Origin of the sequence: Candidatus Endolissoclinum faulkneri L2, assembly GCF_000319385.1 — a bacterium.
GTDB lineage: Bacteria > Pseudomonadota > Alphaproteobacteria > Thalassobaculales > Thalassobaculaceae > Thalassobaculum > Thalassobaculum faulkneri.
This window is the reverse complement of record NC_019566.1, coordinates 200978-219055: the sequence shown is the minus strand read 5'-3', so window position 1 is coordinate 219055 and position 18078 is coordinate 200978. Positions and strand designations below refer to the sequence as shown.

Here is an 18078-nt window from a genome sequence, read left to right as displayed (position 1 = left end):
ATTTATGACTTTAAGGTCGTTTAATCCGACTACCCCGTCACAGCGCCAGCTAGTTGGTGTTGATCGCTCGGAGCTATGGTACGGTAAACCACTTAAGAAGCTAACTAGAGGTATTAGTAAAAAATCTGGTCGTAATAATACTGGTCGTATAACTGTTCGTCATCGGGGAGGAGGTCACAAGAGGACCTACAGAATAATTGATTTTAAGCGTTGCAAGTTAAATTTACTCGCTACCGTAGAGCGCATTGAGTACGATCCAAATCGCACAGCTTTTATTGCTCTTATCAATTACGAAGATGGAGAAAGGAGTTACATTTTAGCTCCACAGCGTTTGAATATTGGAGATAAAATTATTGCCGGCGAACGCGTAGATGTGAAACCAGGGAATTCTATGCAGTTAAGCAGCATACCGATCGGTACTATAGTCCACAATGTTGAATTAAAGCCTAAAAAAGGTGGTCAGCTCGCTCGCTCTGCTGGTACTTATGTCCAAATTGTTGGTCGTGATTCTGGTTACGCTCTACTTCGTTTAGCCTCAGGTGAGATTCGCATGGTGCGAGCCGAATGCATGGCTACTATAGGTGCGGTATCAAACCCTGACCAGCAAAACATTAAACTAGGTAAGGCTGGCCGAAATCGCTGGTTAGGAAGACGTCCAACTGTGCGCGGCGTCGCCATGAATCCTGTCGACCATCCGCACGGCGGTGGTGAAGGTAGGACCTCAGGTGGTCGTCATCCGGTTACTCCTTGGGGTAAATCAACTAAGGGCAAGAAGACGCGTAACAATAAGGCAACTGATAAGTTTATTGTTCGCCGGCGTCGAAAGTAAGGAGAAATTTTGGTGACTCGATCAGTTTGGAAAGGACCCTTCGTCGATGGCTATTTGCTAAAAAAGGCTGAAAAGTCGCGTAACTCCGGTCGCAATGAAGTTATCAAAACTTGGTCGCGACGTTCGACAATTATGCCACAGTTTGTTGGACTGACTTTTGGTGTGCACAATGGTCATAAATTTATTCCGGTTCTTGTTAGCGAAAACATGGTAGGGCATAAATTTGGTGAATTCTCGCCAACGCGTACTTATTACGGTCATACTGCCGACAAGAAATCACGTCGATAAGACTAAAAGGAGCGGGTAGTGGGTAAAAGAATGTTTGGGAGACGCATTGACAATAGAGATGCTAAGGCTATTCTGCGCAATGCACGTGTTAGTGTGCAGAAATTAAATTTGATTGCACAAATGATTCGTGGCCAGCGTGCAAACAATGCCTTAGCTACTTTAGCCTTTTCCAAGCGCCAAATTGCACGTGACGTGAGAAAGCTTTTGGAATCTGCTATTGCTAATGCTGAAAATAACCACCAACTTGATGTCGATAGGCTTTTTGTTAAGGAAGCTTTTGTAGGCAAGAGCATAACAATAAAGCGCTTTCGTCCTAGAGCACGTGGATTGTTAGGTCGAATTAAAAGGCCATTTAGTCACATGACTGTAATCTTAAGTGAGCGTAGGGAGCAAACTAATGGGTCATAAAGTTAATCCCATAGGATTACGTCTTGGCATTAATCGCACCTGGGATTCGCGCTGGTTTGCTAGTAAAGGTTATGCTGACTTGCTGCATCAAGACATCAAGCTCCGTCAATACTTAACGGAACGTTTACGTCAGTCTGGCGTTAGCCGCATTGTTATCGAACGTCCAGCTAAACGCGCTCGTATTACTATATACTCAGCTCGTCCAGGTGTAGTAATCGGCAAGAAAGGTACTGATATAGAAAAACTTCGTCAATACTTATCCAAGATAACTAATACAGATGTTGCATTGAATATAGTAGAGATACGTAAACCTGAAATCGAAGCTCATCTTGTTGCGGAAAATATTGCTCAGCAGCTTGAGCGGCGAGTCGCATTTCGTCGAGCAATGAAGAGAGCTGTCCAATCTGCCATGCGCCTTGGTGCAATGGGAATTCGAATCAATTGTAGTGGACGCCTGGGTGGAGCCGAAATCGCACGCACCGAGTGGTATCGCGAAGGAAGAGTATCCCTTCACACATTAAGAGCAGAAATCGATTATGGCGAAGCAACTGCTTACACTACTTACGGTAGTTGCGGTGTAAAGGTATGGGTATTTAAAGGTGAAGTGCTGGCTCATGATCCTATGGCGCAAGATAAACGCTTAGCTGAGCAGCATATAAATTCTGGTGGTGATCGCCGTTGATCGTTCAGTAAAAGGTGAAGACATATGCTGTTCCCAAAGCGCACAAAGTTCCGTAAAGCTCATAAGGGGCGCATTCATGGTCTAGCAAAGAGCGGTACAGTAATAAATTTTGGCACATATGGCCTTAAAGCTACTACACCAGCTCGTATAACAGCACGTCAGATAGAAGCTGCTCGTCGTGCAATAACGCGTCATATTCGTCGCACTGGTCGATTATGGATCAGAATTTTTCCGGACATACCGGTATCGAGTAAACCAGCTGAAGTGCGTATGGGTAAGGGTAAAGGTTCTCCTGAGTTTTGGGTCTGTCGTATAAAGCCTGGTAGGGTTATGTTTGAATTAGATGGTGTGTCAAAAGATCTAGCTCAGGAAGCATTTTGCCTTGCTTCTATGAAGCTCCCAGTTGATACTCGATTTGTAATCCGTTTAAACGAGTAAGTAGGAGCAAATTACATTATGGTTAATAGGGTTGTTAGCAATCTTAGAACAAAGTCGCCGGACCAATTAAAAGACCATCTTCTGCGATTGCGTAAAGAAGCGTTTAATCTACGTTTTCAGAGAGCAAATGGACAGATTAAAAACTTTAATCGTATACGCTTAGTTCGACGTGAGATTGCTCAGGTAAAGACAATTATTAGCGAAAAGGCTCGAGCAATGGCTTTAACTTAAGCATCGATAAAAGGTTTGGGAGACAGCAATGCCGAGGCGTATTCTTCAAGGTACCGTCGTAAACAATAAAAGCGATAAAACTATAATTGTAAATGTCCAGAGACGTGTTATGCATCCACTATATAAAAAGTTTATAACGCGCTCACATAGATTTTCTGCTCATGATCCTAAGAACTCCTTTAAACAAGGAGATGTAGTACGTATAATTGAGTGTGCTCCTATTTCAAAAAATAAAAAATTTGCAGTTTTATACGAGCGAGCTGTGGAGGACAGAAGTAAACCTCAACTCTTAAAGGACAACAGATCATGATTCAAATGCAGACGAATCTTCAAGTGGCGGATAATTCTGGCGCTCGATGCTTGCAATGTATTAAGGTGCTAGGGGGTTCAAAGCGTAAGTTTGCTTCGATTGCCGATGTTATCGTCGTATCTGTTAAGGAAGCAATTCCTTTGGGTCGCGTAAGAAAAGGTGATGTGCACCGTGCAGTCATCGTTCGAACCGCTAAAGAAATTCGTCGCAGTGATGGAACCGCTATCCGGTTTGACAAAAATGCTGCTGTGTTGATTAACAAACAAGGCGAGCCGATTGGCACTAGAATATTTGGTCCGGTAACTCGCGAACTGCGTGCTAAGAAATTTATGAAGATTATTTCCTTGGCTCCGGAGGTCTTGTGATGTCAGCACGTATCAGAAAAGGAGATTGGGTGATTGTTATCACCGGTCGCGATAGAGGTAAGATGGGTAAAGTATTACGAGTAATGCCATCAGATAATCGTTTGGTTATAGAGGGTGTGAATATAATAAAACGTCATACACGTCCGAACCAAAATTCACCGGGAGGTATTATTGAGCGCGAAGCTGCTATAGATATATCTAACGTTATGCATATAGATCCTGCGTCGAATAAGTCTACTCGTATTCGTTTCGAAGAAAGAGATGGCAATAAGGTTCGCGTTGCTAAACGATCTGGCCAGTTGATTAGTACACACTTGGTTGTAAGGTAAAGCTTGATGACTCGTTTGTACAAAGAATACATTGAACGTATACGCCCTAATTTACAGTCCACTTTTGGCTACAAAAATATACATCAGATACCTAAGGTACTTAAAGTCGTTTTAAATATGGGCGTTGGCGAAGCTGTTAGTGATAGCAAAAAAATTCAGTCGGCTATTAATGAGGTTGCTTTAATCACCGGACAGAAACCAGTAGTAACACGTGCTAAAAAGTCTATTGCTGGATTTAAGTTGCGTGCCAATATGCCAATTGGCGTAAAAGTAACATTACGTCGTGATAGAATGTATGAATTTCTAGATCGTTTAATAAACATTGCCCTACCCAGGGTGAGAGATTTTCGAGGACTAAACCCAAAAAGTTTTGATAGTCGTGGTAACTATTCTATGGGCATTAAAGAGCAGATTGTTTTTCCAGAAATTGATTATGACAAGGTTGACAACATTAAAGGCATGGATGTTGTAGTAGTTACCAATGCTAATACCGATAACGAAGCACGCGAATTACTTAAACATTTTCATTTTCCGTTCATTAATTGATCGAATCTAGAGGATTATATGGCTAAGAAAAGCGCTGTTGAAAGGAACAAATCTAATCGCAAGCTACATGTGCAGCAAGCGGCAAAGCGTGCGCGTTTGAAAGCAATTGCAATGAATCGCTCATTACCAATTGAAGAGCGTTTTGCTGCACAGCTTAAAATGCAAAAACTTCCTAAAAACGGTGCTAAAGAACGTATTCGTAATCGTTGTGAGCTTACTGGACGCCCAAGGGGAGTATATCGTAAGTTTAAGCTTTCACGGATTGCCCTACGTGCTCTGGGTTCTACTGGTCAAATTCCAGGCTTAGTCAAGTCAAGTTGGTAAAGGTAGGCGATAAATGTCAATGAGTGATCCTCTTGGTGATATGCTGACCAGGATTCGTAACGGTCAGAATGCACGTAAGTCAGTCGTTGTTACACCAGCTTCACGTTTGCGTAAGAATGTGCTAGCTGTTTTACAGCGTGAGGGATATATAAGCACTTATTCGCAAGAAAATATCAGCAATGGTATCACTAACATTGAAATAGAATTAAGGTATTTTGAAGGCGAGCCAGTAATAAAAAAAATTGTGCGAGTATCTACTCCAGGTCTTCGAGTTTACTCCAAAATAAGGAACTTGCAGCGCGTTTATAACGGTCTTGGAATTGCGATTTTATCGACACCCCGTGGTGTAATGTCTGATCATGAGGCTCGTGCATCTAATGTCGGTGGCGAGATCCTCTGTCGGGTATTCTGATTAGGAGTCTATCATGTCACGTGTCGGTAAATATCCAATAGCAATTCCAGCCAATGTAAACATTGAAATTACTAATAAAGAAGTTAAAGCAGTAGGCACTCTTGGAGCTTTATCAGCGCCAATATTACCACAAGTGAATGTTGTGCGAGAAGATAATCTTGTAAAGCTTACTCCAAAACGTAACACTAAGCGTGCGCGAGCTATGTGGGGTACTACCAGATCTTTGGTTAATAATATTATTGTTGGTGTCTCCACTGGTTATAACGTTGATCTTGAAATTAATGGTGTAGGCTATCGCGCCACAATTATGGATGCTAATCTTGAATTAGCACTGGGATTTAGTCATTCTGTACGATTGTTTATTCCTAAGGGAATCACAATAAGGTGTGAACGTGCGACCACAATTTCTATAAGTGGAGCAGACAAACAACTCGTTGGTCAATTTGCAGCAGAAATTCGAGCATGCCGTCCGCCTGAACCGTTTAAAGGTAAAGGTATCAAGTACGCTAATGAGGTTATCCTTATTAAGGAAGGTAAAAAGAAATAGGGAGTTTTCGATGCTTTCAGCTGGTGAAATGTTTAAGCGTCGTAAGATGCGAAATCGTGCGCGGATTAATCGCACTGCTGGCGGTCGGAAGCGATTGTCAGTATTCAGATCATCTAAGAATATTTACGCTCAAATCATTAATTTAGTCGATGGTAATACGATTGTATCGGCTTCTTCCATTGATAAAGAGCTAAAGGGCCGCCTGAAAACAGGTGCTGATAAAACTGCAGCTCAAGCGGTTGGTAGATTATTAGCCTTGCGTGGAATCGAAAAAGGTTTGCGTGACGTAGTGTTTGACCGCGGAGGATATATATATCACGGCCGTGTTAAATCGCTTGCTGATGCTGCGCGAAAATTTGGCCTTAAGTTTTAAGAAAGACTGATAGATGGCACGTCATGAAAGAAAAGACCGCAACAGAGATCGTGATCGACAAGAAAGCGATCTGACCGAAAAGTTAGTAGGTATCAACCGTGTAGCTAAGGTTGTCAAGGGGGGTCGTCGTTTTGGTTTTGCTGCTATTGTTATAGTAGGTGACAGGCGCGGCCGAGTCGGTCATGGCTCAGGTAAAGCGCGAGAAGTTCCTGAAGCCATTCGCAAAGCAGCAGAGCAAGCTAAACGATCAATGATTAGAGTCCCCTTACGTGAAGGGCGTACTCTACACCACGATATTACCGGCCGTTTTGGGGCAGGTCGTGTTGCATTACGTGCAGCACCAGCGGGGACTGGCATAATTGCAGGTGGGCCAATGCGAGCTATTTTTGAAATACTTGGCGTACAGGACGTTGTTGCGAAGTCAATTGGTACATCAAACCCGCACAATATTATTAAGGCAACGTTTGGTGCATTATGTAACATTCATGCACCAAGATTTGTCGCCGCCAGGAGAGGTAAAAAAGTGGCAGAAATTTTTCATCGCGATAGGCAGCAAAACACTACATTGCAATCCGCTAATGCGAAATAATAGAAAAGAACTTTAGCGATGACAAATAAAAATGTAATTACCGTGCGGCAAATTCGTAGTGGTTCAGGTCGTAAAAAAAATCAAATAGCGACTCTAAGAGGTCTTGGTCTGGGTAAACTAAGGCGTGAAAGCAGGCTTGATGATACTCCTGCAGTGCAAGGCATGATTAGCAAAGTTAAACACTTAATTGAAATTGTTCACAATGTTTGATTAACTAATTGACTAGCTTCTCTCGAAGCTAGTCAATTAGTGGTTATATAGATAATATCTAGAAGAGAATTGAATGGTGAAATTAAACGAGCTTAATGATAATAATGGATCGACCAGGCCACGTAAACGTATCGGTCGAGGTATTGGCTCTGGTATGGGTAAAACTTGCTGTAAAGGACATAAAGGTCAAAAAGCGCGTTGCGGCGTATCTATCAATGGTTTTGAAGGTGGCCAAATGCCGATTTATCGACGTTTACCGAAGCGTGGTTTCAATAATTATAACTTTACTAAAAATTTTAATTTGGTTAATCTAGGCAGTGTGCAATCTGCAATCGATAAAGGCAAAATCAATACTGAGGAAGAAATAGATGAGGCATTACTCAAAACTATTGGTCTTGCTAACTATTCTAGACATGGGGTACGGCTTTTAGCAAATGGTAGAATATTTTCCAAGGTTAATTTCAAAGTTACCGCCGCTTCTAAAGCTGCGATCAACGCCGTAGAGAAAATTGGCGGTTCAATTATCACAGATTTTACTATAAAATCAAAGTGTATGGGAGAGTAAATTGGCTTTTATATGCCATATTCTTCTGTTTCTATCCTATTTCTTTGGCGACTCTACTTAGGACAAGAAGAATGAAGTCATGGCCACTAATGTTGACCATATCACCTCGCAACTAAACTTTAGCGCCTTTTCAAAGGCAACTGAACTAAAGAAGCGTATCTGGTTTACTCTAGGTGCTCTGATAGTCTACAGGCTTGGTACATACATTCCTGTACCTGGAATCGATCCAGAAGTTTTAAAACAAATATTTCATAATACTCAAGGTGGCATACTGGATATATTTAACATGTTTTCTGGTGGTGCGCTTAGTCGTATGACGATTTTTGCACTTAATATCATGCCGTATATCTCAGCTGCTATCATTATGCAGCTTATGACTTCTGTTATTCCTGCTCTGGAATCCATAAAAAAAGAAGGTGAAGTTGGCCGTAAAACAATCAACCAATACACACGCTATTTAACCGTTATTTTAGCATCTTTTCAATCCTATGGAATTGCTGTTGGTCTTGAATCAATATATAGTTTCGGTGCATTGGGAGCTGTTTTAAATCCTGGTACATTTTTCCGCACGACTACAGTGATCACATTGGTTGGTGGTACTATTTTTTTAATGTGGCTTGGAGAACAGATTACTGCTCGCGGTATAGGCAATGGTGTATCACTCATAATATTTTCTGGCATTGTTGCGAATCTGCCCTCTGCTGTAGCTAACTTGTTTGAGCTAGGCCGCACAGGAGCACTGCCAGCTATCGGTATCCCAGTTCTTCTGATTATGGGTTGGGCTGTAATCGCTTTTATCTGTTTTATCGAACGTTCTCAGCGCAAAATTCTGGTGCAGTATCCAAAACGCCAACTTGGCAAGCGCATGACTAATACTGATAGCTCACATCTACCTTTAAAAATCAATGTATCTGGTGTAATACCACCGATTTTTGCCAGCTCTCTACTATTGATGCCAGTTACGATCGCGAGTTTATCATCAGGTAACAAAAATGCTACAGATAATTGGTTATCAAAAATCACTATTTTACTTGGCCACGGTAATCCTCTTTACATAGCAATTTATGTATGCTTAATTGTATTTTTTTCTTTTTTTTACACTTCAATTGTATTTAATCCACAAGAAACTGCCGAAAATTTGCGAAAATATGGTGGTTTTTTACCAGGTATTCGACCCGGTAAAAATACTTCCAACTACCTTGATTTTGTGTTAATGCGTTTGACTGTCATCGGTGCTGCTTATTTATCCTTTGTTTGTGTTCTACCAGAATTATTGATCAGTCAGCTTGCAGTACCGTTCTATTTTGGCGGTACTAGCCTACTTATCGTCGTTACTGTTACCATAGATACAGTCACCCAAATTCAGTCCCATTTATTAGCACATCAGTACGAGGGGCTGATTAAAAAATCAAGATTTAGTAAGGGTAAAAGCATATGAATCTAATTCTTTTGGGTCCACCTGGTGCAGGCAAAGGTACCCAAGCAAAACGACTTGAAAAAAGGTTGGGAGTAAAGCAATTGTCTACTGGCGACATGCTAAGAAGAACAATTTCTTCCGCTTCAGATATAGCTCATGAAATCAAAGCAGTGATAGATGCTGGCAATTTAGTATCAGATAATATAATTATGCAAATGATATCTGAGCGTATTGATGATCCTGATTGTTCAAAAGGCTTTATTCTAGATGGTTTTCCGCGTAACATCGCTCAAGCAAATGCTTTAGAATATATGTTGTCACAAAAAAGCCTTCGGATAGATCACGTGATAGAGTTTTGTGTGGACAAAGAACAGATGGTTAAGCGTATTCTTAAGCGTGCGACTGAAGAAAACCGTAGCGATGATAACGACGATACTATACGTAAGCGAATGAGTATCTATCATGAGCAAACTTCTTCTATAGTGCCATATTACCAAGGAAGATTCCTGTTAAATGTTATAGATGCTATGAAACCAATGGATGATGTTACTAGTCAAATAGAAAAAATCCTTGCTGTTTAAAACTTTAATGAATAGATCAGCTAAACTGATTGCGAGGATAGTAAATTAGGCATATTATGCTTTTCTCTATGGCAAGTTCTGGAATATTGACTTCAAAGTTTGCTTGATTATACTTGATATAGCTTAATTATTTTAATTAATTGTGTAAACTGATAACAATTAGGAGTTTTCCCCGCGGATATTTTTAGTGTTTTAATACCTCGAATTTTGAGTGAGGAGAGCAAAGGTGGCTCGCATAGCTGGTGTAAACATTCCTACGCAGAAACGTGTTGTTATTGCTTTAACCTATGTTCATGGAATTGGGCGTACAACTGCTCAAAAATTATGCACACAAGTGGGCATACCCATTAGGCGAAGGGTTCGGGATATGTCTGAGGATGAGCTATTACGATTACGAGGAATGATTGATAGTGATTTAGTAGTTGAAGGCGATTTACGTCGACTGACGTCGATAAGCATAAAGAGATTAATGGATCTAGGTTGCTATCGTGGATTGCGACACCGTAAGGGTCTTCCTGTTCGTGGCCAGCGAACGCATACAAATGCTCGAACTCGTAAGGGGCCAGCAAGGGCGATTGCCGGGAAAAAGAAGTAAAATTGATTCTTGCGTGATTTTTTTTCAGTCAAGTTAGCATATAAGGAGATAGGAAATTAATGATAAAGCAAACGCTTCAAGGAAGAGTTCGTCGACGAGAAAAGAAGAATATTACTTCTGGCGTTGCGCATGTAAATGCTTCTTTTAACAATACTATAATTACTATTACAGATGCCCAAGGAAATGCTATTTCTTGGTCATCTGCTGGTCAGATGGGGTTTAAGGGTTCGCGTAAATCTACTCCGTACGCTGCTCAAGTAGCCGCTGAGGGAGCTGGTCGCAAAGCAGTTGAACACGGTATGAAGGCATTAGATGTCGAAGTTACTGGCCCGGGATCAGGTCGTGAATCTGCCTTACGTGCCTTGCAGGCAGTTGGTTTTCAGGTTATGTCAATTCGAGATATGACACCAATCCCTCATAATGGCTGTCGTCCACGCAAACGTAGGCGAGTATGAAAAACAATATCAACATTCTGGCTAATTTTAATTTGGCTGAGTCTGTCACGTTAATTGGTCAGTGTGAATATACTGACATTAAAGGTTAAGTTGTGATACAAAAAAATTGGCTGACGTTAATTAAGCCCAAGAAGCTTGATTTCCAAGCGGGCTACGATGCTAAACGCAAAAAAACTATTGTTGCAGAGCCGTTGGAGCGTGGATTTGGTTTAACGCTTGGTAACGCTTTGCGTCGAGTGCTTCTTTCATCTTTGCAGGGAGCCGCAATAACTGCAGTTCAAATTGACGGTGTAGTTCAAGAGTTCTCCAGTATACCTGGTGTTCGTGAAGATGTAACTGATATAGTTTTAAATCTTAAAGCAGTTGCTATCCGCATGTATGGAGAAAGCCAAAAAAAAATGCGCCTAAAGGCTAAGGGACCAGGAGAAGTAAAGGCAGGTCATATTGATGCAATATCAGATATTGAGATTATGAATCCTGATCATACAATCTGCACTTTGGATCGTAATGCTTCTTTATCTATGGAATTAACTGTAGCGAATGGTAAAGGATATGTTCCGGCTTCAGCTAGTCGTCAGGAAGATACACAAATTGGTCTAATACCGATTGATGCTATTTTTAGCCCAGTACGTCAAGTAGCTTACAAAGTGGAAAATACTCGAGTAGGTCAAGTAACAGACTACGATAAGCTATCTATTACAGTTGAAACTGATGGTTCGTTAAATCCAGATGATTCTATAGCTTATGCTGCTCGTATTTTGCAAGACCAACTACAACTTTTTATAAACTTTGAAGAGCCAGTTCAACGTAGCAAAACGGAAGAAACTAACGATCTACCATTTAACAAAAACCTGCTACGTAAGGTAGAAGAATTAGAGCTTTCGGTCCGTTCGGCAAATTGCTTGAAAAATGATAATATCGTTTATATTGGTGAATTAGTTCAAACAACTGAGCCAGAACTGCTTCGTACTCCAAATTTTGGTCGTAAGTCTCTGAATGAGATTAAGGAAGTGCTAAATTCTTTAGGTCTTTCACTTGGTATGAAAATTACTGCTTGGCCTCCAGAAAATATAGATGAGCTGGCTAAGAGATTGGAAGAACCATTCTAATTGTCTTACGTTCTTAGAGCGTAATGTGTACACATAAGGAGATTGCTATTATGCGTCATAGCAATAATGGTCGCAAGCTTAACCGCACATCTTCCCATCGTAAATCTATGTTTAAAAACATGGCGGTAGCATTAATTAAGCATGAGCAAATCGTGACCACCTTACCTAAAGCAAAAGAATTACGCCCAATTGTTGAAAAGATGATTACTTTAGCAAAGCGCAGTGACCTACACTCTCGTCGACTCGTTACAAGTCGATTACAGGATGATACAATGACTCGCAAGCTATTTGATTGTATAGCTAATCGTTATAAAAAACGTAATGGTGGATACATACGTATACTAAAGGCCGGATTTCGTCATGGCGATGCTGCTCCGATGGCAGTGATAGAGTTGGTTGATCGTGACGAAGCTGCTCATGGACATGGATCTATTACTTGTTCATAAACATCGCTTGATAAAAATGTTAACGTTATGCTTAAATTCATAGATGCTTGTTATATAGGTTAATCATCTTAATAAATGATGCGTTATTTTTTTAGATAAGGAAGGATTTGTGTGATTGATTGTTATCAACATGTTATTGTCATAATTTACCTATAAAGGTTATTTTTTGTTAATATTTCGCATAGTTTTATATTGAATAATATTGATATTTATTTGATTTTTATCAAAATAACTGCTCTATTAATGTTCTATATATTTAAAATTAATTATAGTTCTTCACAAAGAATGGAACTAATGAATGCTTTTTTGATATAGTGGCTCTGTTTAACAAAAGTATACAGCATCAAGAGTAAAATCTATTGTAATATTACGCTTTTTATAAATCACTAGCTATTATAAGCCATTTTATCGCTGAATTTCCTTTTAATGAAATATCAAACACAGATACAATAATAAAATGCGATTTTTCCCTGAGATACAAATTTTTATATCTAAAAGTATATTTCAATAACATACAGTACAAGATAAAAATTTACTTATCTATTGATTAATTAGAGAATAATTATTATTAATTTAGTTAATTTTTATTGTTATCATGTCTTTAGTCTGCTAGCTATGTAATTTATTAGAAATTTTTACTTTACCTAGTAATTTAATTAGACTGAGCTTTAATACATTTTTAAAATATCTATCACTTAGATTATATTTTTAATTTACCTACAATAAAATATTGTTTGTTTTAATGTATTATATGTTAAGTAGTATACATTACTATTTGATCGCTTAAAAAAATTACTCCTATCTTAAGTTAATTATAAACTATTTTAATATCTTTACTTATCTAAATAGATAATTGTTTTTTTATAAAACATAAAAATTATACAGTTATCAAATATTTTTCTTTAATCTAGATTATCTCAAATATTATCGTTGCAAATTGCGTTTTATTTGTAGTACTATGATCAAAGGTTTTATTGTAGAGTATTGATATTTTTTTAATTGATTTTTTATTCTATTTTATCATAACTTGAAGGATCCTGCTGAGGATATAGTAGCTAATAATTTTGTTAGTTCTTGATAACACACTAATCGCATACATTATACTAAATGTATGATATAGTCTTGGGGATTATAAATTGTTCGCAGTTAACTTATAGATAACTATTATCTAGCAAGATAGTTTTCTTCGAGAAGAGAAATAATTATGCTTCTTTTTAGGTTTAAAAAATTATAAATTTAGTTATCTTTAGATTTTTATGAATACTACTCGATAAAGTCGTATTTTTCAAACTACCATAAGGTAGTTCATTATACCTGTAACATTAGCTGTAAATTAGTTATGTATTTTATTAAATGAGCCTCTCTTAGAGAGGCTAGTCTTGATTGTTTTATGACAATGCTATTGTCGATTAAGAGTAAGTAGTCAATTTGATATTATCGATATGTTAATTAACTGTATATATTTATGTTTTAACTTTTGTATTTCTCAAGGTGATTGTTACGATTTGTTTAGCCTTACCATAGAATAGTGATTTAGTAATGTCCAATATTTTACTATATTAATCGGACAGCCTATTTTTTCCATTTAACGTAATTATCGTCTCATAAATAGTTGATAAAGTTAGTAAAGATTAATTTTCGGAAAGGTGAAATATTTTAGCATAAAAATGGTAAAGCTTACTAATAGCTATACTCGTACTGGAGATTTAGGAAAAACCTCCTTAGGAGATGGCACACGCGTAGTTAAGCATGCTCTAAGACCAAATGCATACGGAACTGTGGATGAAACTAATGCAGCAATCGGCATAGCGCGACTAAACGCTATAGAAGATGGCGGGGAACAAGTTGACAATATGTTAGCCCGTATACAAAATGATTTATTTGACTTAGGCGCTGATCTATCTAATCCTGAGCAAAAAAATTTAAATTACACGCCGTTGCGAATAACTCCCAATCAGGTGCTTCGTTTGGAAACAGAAATTGATAAAATGAGCAACGATCTGCAGCCGATAAATTCTTTTGTCCTTCCAGGTGGAAGGATCACGACCGCATATCTTCAACTGGCTCGTACTATCGCACGTCGCGCTGAACGAGAAATTAGTTTAGTTGCTAGTGTTGAACCAGTAAGTAGCGAAGTTATAAAGTACATAAATAGGCTATCTGATCATCTGTTTGTATTAGCTCGTTGGATTAACGACAGAGGAGCATCTGATGTTCTCTGGATACCAGGAGCAAACCAATAATAAATAAAAGAACTAAATAATTTTTAATTGGTTAGTTGATATCCCTTCAATCTGTTAAAAATGTTATATTAACTTTTTCGGAAAAACGTTTACTAAGGGGCAAATATGAAGGTAATAGTCTCAGTTAAACGAGTAGTTAACCATAACGTTAAAATCTGTATTAAAGCTGATCAAAGCGGTGTCGATCTTACTAATGTTAAAATGTCAATGAATCCGTTTGACGAAATTGCCGTTGAAGAGGCGGTACGTCTAAAGGAAGCAGGTAAGGTGAGCGAAATTACAGCTGTTTCAATAGGTCCTATACAAGCTCAAGAAACTATCCGTACTGCACTTGCCATGGGCGCTGATAGCGGCATTCATGTAGTTAATGATATTGAAATCGAACCAATAACTGTTGCAAAGATTTTAAAAAGTATTGTAGAAAAAATAAATTCAACTATCTGTTTTCTTGGTAAACAAGCCATTGATGATGATTGCAACCAAACTGGTCAGATGCTCTCTGCATTATTAGGTTGGAGCCAAGCGACCTTTGCATCACGAGTAGAGATTAATGATGACGAGCTAACTGTTAATCGTGAAATTGATGGTGGTTTGGAAACTATCAAAGTTAAGACTCCGACTGTAATAACCACCGACTTGCGTCTAAACGAGCCACGCTTTGTCTCTTTGCCTAATATAATTAAAGCTAAAAAGAAAACGATTGCACAAATGGTAGCTTCTGATCTTGGTGTTAGTCTATCTTCACACCTAAGAACCATTAAAGTTGTAGACCCCCCAGAACGTGCAGGCGGTATTAAAGTAGCTAATGTATACGAGCTACTATCAAAGCTGAAAAGCGAGGCAAGAGTTATATGAACAATGAGCACACTTATATTCTTCGAACATAAAAACGATAATATTTCCATAGCTAGCCTTCATGCTGTTACTGCCGCAAAACAAATCGGAGGTGATCTGGTTGCTCTAATTGCTGGCTCTGGCTGTACAGCAGCTGCAGAAGCGGCGGCGAAAGTTCCCTACGTCTCTAAGGTTATTAAGGTTGATAGTGAAGAATATACTCATGTAATGCCTGAAAACTTGGCAAACTTAATTGCAAGGATAGCTGCTGACAGCTATACTCACGTGCTGGCAACAGCAACTAGTATGGGCAAGAATATTATGCCACGCGTAGCGGCACTGCTGGATGTCGCTCAAGTTTCAGATATAGTTGAAGTTGTAAATGAAAATACTTTTATACGCCCCATCTATGCTGGTAACGCTTTAGCTACAGTAAAATCTTTAGATGCGATTAAGGTAATTACCGTACGCAGTACTAATTTCGATCCGATTGCTAATATAGGTGGCTCTGCGAAAATAGAAGATAGCAAGGGCGAAGGCGACAGTGGATTATCTAAATTTATTAGTACACATCAGTCAAATCCAAATCGTCCTGACTTACTATCGGCTAAAGTTATTGTTTCTGGTGGTCGAGGAATGCAGAGCAGTGCAAACTTCAAAATGCTAGAAGAAATTGCTGATAAACTTGGTGGTGCCGTAGGCGCTACACGTGCTGCTGTCGATGCAGGTTTCATGCCCAACGAATACCAAATTGGTCAGACTGGTAAAGTAGTAGCTCCTGATCTATACATTGCTGTTGGCATTTCTGGTGCAATTCAACACTTAGCAGGTATGATGAATAGCAAGGTCATAGTGGCAATTAACAACGATGAAGATGCTCCAATCTTTAAGGTTGCTGATTATTGTCTTGTGGGGGATCTTTTTAAAATATTACCAGAGCTCAAAGCATCACTTGATCATCTCTGAACGAAGCGAGATATTTTTTACCTAAAATTCATTATTAGCGCTATAAGCAAGATTATTGTCAATTCTATTGATGATAGAGCAGGTATAATGCAATTGATTTTTTCATGCGATCAGTAAATTAATTTATTTAATGTCAGCTATGATTAGTCGGTCATGAATTGCTAAACATTTTTTGTTAAAAAATTTCCGATCATTAAGAATATCGCAAGCAAGTAACAAAATTAAGATTGATTTATTATAACCACATGTTCTTTTATGAAAAATCTAAAATTAGATACCATAATCCATCTGGATTAAGTTTATTAATTATCGCCCTATTTCTAGCAAAAAAATAACTCATTATATATCATTAGTCTATATTGTAGTTAACGTAATTTTAAATTATTAAATTTTATCAAAAAGATTTTGCCTTAAAATATAAGGTATAATTATCATTTTTATTAAAAAATCAAGATTAAAAATATCATTTAATTAAAAATGCTTTGACCAATACATTTTCTTACATAAAGTAAGACTTTACTATAACCAGTAAATTAACTAATTTACCATTAATTTTATTATTACAAAACTTGATTGTTCAATATATTCGTTCTATGAAATAGTATGGAGCTCTAAAAACAATATATTTTACAATAATTAGGTAAATTTACCTTGATTGTTAATTAATCAAACTATAACCGCTTATCATTACTTTGACTTCTTCGATTTAGCACTAATGCAAAAATTAATTAATACTACAAAATGTAATATTTAATAAGGATATGTTATATCATTAACTCTGACAAGAAAAAAATTATTAATAGAGTAAAATTAGTTAATTAAAACAATTCTCTTTATAAGCTAGATAATTTTACACAAAACCAAAAATACAATCCATTAAATTATCTATCTGTAATAGAATGCATCATATTTTATTTTTCTATAAAAACAAGGTATACAAGATTAACTTACGATAACACTTAGATCTATTTAAGATAATAATTTTTAGTATATATCATACAAATAAAATAAATATAAGCATGGCGTAATTTTTATAATATAATCTGAATTATCCTTAATTTTTTTTAATTAATAACTATGGATTTAATTTTTATTAAAACTTTTAGATTAAGATAAGAGATTACACTATCTTATAAAAAAATTAATATACGATATTGTATTTCATTACTTAATAAAATGCAATGCAAATTGCACAATCGAAATTATAAAAATAAATATTAATAATCATAACTTAGGTAAATTACTATTTACATCAATTTTTAATAAAAAATTTCTTCTGTAAAAAAATTGATGTTATCAATATATTAATAAAATTCAATAATTTGAACGCATCCAATCACTTTATATAAAAAAACTGTTTTAATAAAAAAATGTTGAATCATAGATATGATAATGTTCAAAAGTTAAATTTGAAAGTATACTTATCGTTAATATTGATAATTTTTATAAAGTATTAGTAGAAATTTTTATCCCATAAATTTAATAACCATCTTCAATACTAGGAGAATACATGAGCCTAATTACATTAAAGTCAATCTTTTAAATACTAAACTAACTACTACATGCTTAATTTGCCTTATTGTACTATGAATGGATTATCCTACTTAAAATTTTTTAATATTCATACATTATTAATTTTTTAGATTAAAAATAAATCATTTATTTGTACCATTAAAAACACATCTTTAGACTATGGCTAAACTTTGGGGAATAGCTTGGTTTTTTTTATACTAAACCGATCCATAACTTGTTCACTATATAGGCGGTTAATAAATTATCTTTTAAATTTTAACCACTATATTAATAAAACCTATTTTTGAATGTATTGCTCTCAGTACTTGATTTGTAACACTGTATAATAAAACTTTTAAAAAGTTTACTCACTCGTTCAAATTTAACGATTTTAATTAATATTATTTTTATAATTAAACTAATTAGATCTTCTTATGAACAAGATCATGCATTGCAATATTTATGTATAATAAA

The 18078-nt window shown here is 37.0% G+C and carries 26 protein-coding genes; all 26 read left to right on the top strand.

What is annotated here, in order from left to right:
* Positions 1-4 precede the first annotated feature (4 nt).
* The 26 genes from rplB to A1OE_RS00590 all read left to right on the top strand — a co-directional run bounded on the left by rplB (position 5) and on the right by A1OE_RS00590 (position 16092).
* Positions 5-829 carry a 50S ribosomal protein L2 gene (rplB, locus tag A1OE_RS00715; protein ID WP_015087933.1) on the top strand — a complete coding sequence of 275 codons (825 nt, stop codon included), beginning with the start codon at positions 5-7 and terminating at the stop codon, positions 827-829.
* A 12-nt stretch (positions 830-841) separates the two neighbouring features.
* Positions 842-1117: a 30S ribosomal protein S19 gene (gene rpsS / locus A1OE_RS00710; RefSeq protein ID WP_044283183.1), complete on the top strand. Its 276-nt coding sequence runs from the start codon at positions 842-844 to the stop codon at positions 1115-1117.
* Between the two features lie 18 nt (positions 1118-1135).
* Entirely contained in the window at positions 1136-1525 is a 390-nt protein-coding gene (gene rplV, locus A1OE_RS00705) for a 50S ribosomal protein L22 (RefSeq protein WP_015087931.1), read from the top strand.
* Entirely contained in the window at positions 1515-2207 is a 693-nt protein-coding gene (gene rpsC / locus A1OE_RS00700; RefSeq protein WP_015087930.1) for a 30S ribosomal protein S3, read from the top strand. Before rplV ends, rpsC begins: the two co-directional genes overlap by 11 nt.
* 24 nt (positions 2208-2231) lie before the next feature.
* Entirely contained in the window at positions 2232-2645 is a 414-nt protein-coding gene (rplP, locus tag A1OE_RS00695; RefSeq protein WP_015087929.1) for a 50S ribosomal protein L16, read from the top strand.
* Positions 2646-2663: 18 nt separating this feature from the next.
* Complete coding sequence (gene rpmC, locus A1OE_RS00690; protein WP_015087928.1) at positions 2664-2876, top strand: 50S ribosomal protein L29; 213 nt, start codon at positions 2664-2666, stop codon at positions 2874-2876.
* Between the two features lie 28 nt (positions 2877-2904).
* Complete coding sequence (rpsQ, locus tag A1OE_RS00685; RefSeq protein WP_015087927.1) at positions 2905-3186, top strand: 30S ribosomal protein S17; 282 nt, start codon at positions 2905-2907, stop codon at positions 3184-3186.
* The gene (rplN, locus tag A1OE_RS00680) at positions 3183-3551 is read left to right on the top strand and encodes a 50S ribosomal protein L14 (protein ID WP_015087926.1); all 369 of its coding nucleotides are present in this window, start codon (positions 3183-3185) and stop codon (positions 3549-3551) included. Before rpsQ ends, rplN begins: the two co-directional genes overlap by 4 nt.
* The gene (rplX, locus tag A1OE_RS00675; RefSeq protein WP_015087925.1) at positions 3548-3880 is read left to right on the top strand and encodes a 50S ribosomal protein L24; all 333 of its coding nucleotides are present in this window, start codon (positions 3548-3550) and stop codon (positions 3878-3880) included. The genes rplN and rplX overlap by 4 nt, the downstream gene beginning before the upstream one ends.
* A gap of 6 nt (positions 3881-3886) precedes the next feature.
* The gene (gene rplE, locus A1OE_RS00670) at positions 3887-4426 is read left to right on the top strand and encodes a 50S ribosomal protein L5 (RefSeq protein ID WP_015087924.1); all 540 of its coding nucleotides are present in this window, start codon (positions 3887-3889) and stop codon (positions 4424-4426) included.
* 18 nt (positions 4427-4444) lie between these two features.
* Positions 4445-4750 (top strand): 30S ribosomal protein S14, encoded by a 306-nt coding sequence (gene rpsN, locus A1OE_RS00665; RefSeq protein ID WP_015087923.1) that lies wholly within the window; start codon positions 4445-4447, stop codon positions 4748-4750.
* A gap of 13 nt (positions 4751-4763) precedes the next feature.
* Positions 4764-5162, top strand: a complete 399-nt coding sequence (rpsH, locus tag A1OE_RS00660; protein ID WP_015087922.1) for a 30S ribosomal protein S8 — start codon at positions 4764-4766, stop codon at positions 5160-5162.
* 13 nt (positions 5163-5175) lie between these two features.
* Complete coding sequence (gene rplF / locus A1OE_RS00655; protein WP_015087921.1) at positions 5176-5709, top strand: 50S ribosomal protein L6; 534 nt, start codon at positions 5176-5178, stop codon at positions 5707-5709.
* Between the two features lie 10 nt (positions 5710-5719).
* Positions 5720-6082, top strand: a complete 363-nt coding sequence (gene rplR, locus A1OE_RS00650; RefSeq protein WP_044283181.1) for a 50S ribosomal protein L18 — start codon at positions 5720-5722, stop codon at positions 6080-6082.
* 13 nt (positions 6083-6095) lie between these two features.
* On the top strand, positions 6096-6671 hold the full coding sequence (gene rpsE, locus A1OE_RS00645; RefSeq protein WP_015087919.1) for a 30S ribosomal protein S5: 576 nt from the start codon (positions 6096-6098) through the stop codon (positions 6669-6671).
* A gap of 18 nt (positions 6672-6689) precedes the next feature.
* On the top strand, positions 6690-6881 hold the full coding sequence (rpmD, locus tag A1OE_RS00640) for a 50S ribosomal protein L30 (protein WP_015087918.1): 192 nt from the start codon (positions 6690-6692) through the stop codon (positions 6879-6881).
* A 73-nt stretch (positions 6882-6954) separates the two neighbouring features.
* Positions 6955-7446: a 50S ribosomal protein L15 gene (gene rplO, locus A1OE_RS00635; protein ID WP_015087917.1), complete on the top strand. Its 492-nt coding sequence runs from the start codon at positions 6955-6957 to the stop codon at positions 7444-7446.
* A gap of 79 nt (positions 7447-7525) precedes the next feature.
* Complete coding sequence (gene secY, locus A1OE_RS00630; RefSeq protein ID WP_015087916.1) at positions 7526-8884, top strand: preprotein translocase subunit SecY; 1359 nt, start codon at positions 7526-7528, stop codon at positions 8882-8884.
* Positions 8881-9444, top strand: a complete 564-nt coding sequence (locus A1OE_RS00625; RefSeq protein ID WP_015087915.1) for an adenylate kinase — start codon at positions 8881-8883, stop codon at positions 9442-9444. Before secY ends, A1OE_RS00625 begins: the two co-directional genes overlap by 4 nt.
* A gap of 226 nt (positions 9445-9670) precedes the next feature.
* Positions 9671-10039: a 30S ribosomal protein S13 gene (rpsM, locus tag A1OE_RS00620; protein ID WP_044283180.1), complete on the top strand. Its 369-nt coding sequence runs from the start codon at positions 9671-9673 to the stop codon at positions 10037-10039.
* 59 nt (positions 10040-10098) lie between these two features.
* Positions 10099-10494, top strand: a complete 396-nt coding sequence (gene rpsK, locus A1OE_RS00615; RefSeq protein ID WP_015087912.1) for a 30S ribosomal protein S11 — start codon at positions 10099-10101, stop codon at positions 10492-10494.
* A gap of 92 nt (positions 10495-10586) precedes the next feature.
* Positions 10587-11603, top strand: a complete 1017-nt coding sequence (locus A1OE_RS00610) for a DNA-directed RNA polymerase subunit alpha (RefSeq protein WP_015087911.1) — start codon at positions 10587-10589, stop codon at positions 11601-11603.
* A 50-nt stretch (positions 11604-11653) separates the two neighbouring features.
* Positions 11654-12049, top strand: coding sequence for a 50S ribosomal protein L17 (rplQ, locus tag A1OE_RS00605; RefSeq protein ID WP_044283179.1), 396 nt, complete (start codon positions 11654-11656; stop codon positions 12047-12049).
* A gap of 1667 nt (positions 12050-13716) precedes the next feature.
* Positions 13717-14292, top strand: coding sequence for a cob(I)yrinic acid a,c-diamide adenosyltransferase (locus A1OE_RS00600; RefSeq protein WP_015087907.1), 576 nt, complete (start codon positions 13717-13719; stop codon positions 14290-14292).
* 105 nt (positions 14293-14397) lie between these two features.
* Positions 14398-15147 (top strand): electron transfer flavoprotein subunit beta/FixA family protein, encoded by a 750-nt coding sequence (locus A1OE_RS00595; protein WP_015087906.1) that lies wholly within the window; start codon positions 14398-14400, stop codon positions 15145-15147.
* Between the two features lie 3 nt (positions 15148-15150).
* Entirely contained in the window at positions 15151-16092 is a 942-nt protein-coding gene (locus A1OE_RS00590) for an electron transfer flavoprotein subunit alpha/FixB family protein (RefSeq protein ID WP_015087905.1), read from the top strand.
* The last annotated feature ends 1986 nt before the right edge of the window (positions 16093-18078 follow it).

Bases quoted from the DNA above. Each gene is read 5' to 3' on its own strand.
- rplB (WP_015087933.1), top strand. From the start codon at position 5: ATGACTTTAAGGTCGTTTAATCCGACTACCCCGTCACAGCGCCAGCTA.
- rpsC (WP_015087930.1), top strand. From the start codon at position 1,515: ATGGGTCATAAAGTTAATCCCATAGGATTACGTCTTGGCATTAATCGC.
- rplP (WP_015087929.1), top strand. From the start codon at position 2,232: ATGCTGTTCCCAAAGCGCACAAAGTTCCGTAAAGCTCATAAGGGGCGC.
- rpmC (WP_015087928.1), top strand. From the start codon at position 2,664: ATGGTTAATAGGGTTGTTAGCAATCTTAGAACAAAGTCGCCGGACCAA.
- rpsQ (WP_015087927.1), top strand. From the start codon at position 2,905: ATGCCGAGGCGTATTCTTCAAGGTACCGTCGTAAACAATAAAAGCGAT.
- rplN (WP_015087926.1), top strand. From the start codon at position 3,183: ATGATTCAAATGCAGACGAATCTTCAAGTGGCGGATAATTCTGGCGCT.
- rplE (WP_015087924.1), top strand. From the start codon at position 3,887: ATGACTCGTTTGTACAAAGAATACATTGAACGTATACGCCCTAATTTA.
- rpsN (WP_015087923.1), top strand. From the start codon at position 4,445: ATGGCTAAGAAAAGCGCTGTTGAAAGGAACAAATCTAATCGCAAGCTA.
- rpsH (WP_015087922.1), top strand. From the start codon at position 4,764: ATGTCAATGAGTGATCCTCTTGGTGATATGCTGACCAGGATTCGTAAC.
- rplF (WP_015087921.1), top strand. From the start codon at position 5,176: ATGTCACGTGTCGGTAAATATCCAATAGCAATTCCAGCCAATGTAAAC.
- rplR (WP_044283181.1), top strand. From the start codon at position 5,720: ATGCTTTCAGCTGGTGAAATGTTTAAGCGTCGTAAGATGCGAAATCGT.
- rpsE (WP_015087919.1), top strand. From the start codon at position 6,096: ATGGCACGTCATGAAAGAAAAGACCGCAACAGAGATCGTGATCGACAA.
- rpmD (WP_015087918.1), top strand. From the start codon at position 6,690: ATGACAAATAAAAATGTAATTACCGTGCGGCAAATTCGTAGTGGTTCA.
- rplO (WP_015087917.1), top strand. From the start codon at position 6,955: ATGGTGAAATTAAACGAGCTTAATGATAATAATGGATCGACCAGGCCA.
- secY (WP_015087916.1), top strand. From the start codon at position 7,526: ATGGCCACTAATGTTGACCATATCACCTCGCAACTAAACTTTAGCGCC.
- A1OE_RS00625 (WP_015087915.1), top strand. From the start codon at position 8,881: ATGAATCTAATTCTTTTGGGTCCACCTGGTGCAGGCAAAGGTACCCAA.
- rpsK (WP_015087912.1), top strand. From the start codon at position 10,099: ATGATAAAGCAAACGCTTCAAGGAAGAGTTCGTCGACGAGAAAAGAAG.
- rplQ (WP_044283179.1), top strand. From the start codon at position 11,654: ATGCGTCATAGCAATAATGGTCGCAAGCTTAACCGCACATCTTCCCAT.
- A1OE_RS00600 (WP_015087907.1), top strand. From the start codon at position 13,717: ATGGTAAAGCTTACTAATAGCTATACTCGTACTGGAGATTTAGGAAAA.
- A1OE_RS00595 (WP_015087906.1), top strand. From the start codon at position 14,398: ATGAAGGTAATAGTCTCAGTTAAACGAGTAGTTAACCATAACGTTAAA.
- A1OE_RS00590 (WP_015087905.1), top strand. From the start codon at position 15,151: ATGAGCACACTTATATTCTTCGAACATAAAAACGATAATATTTCCATA.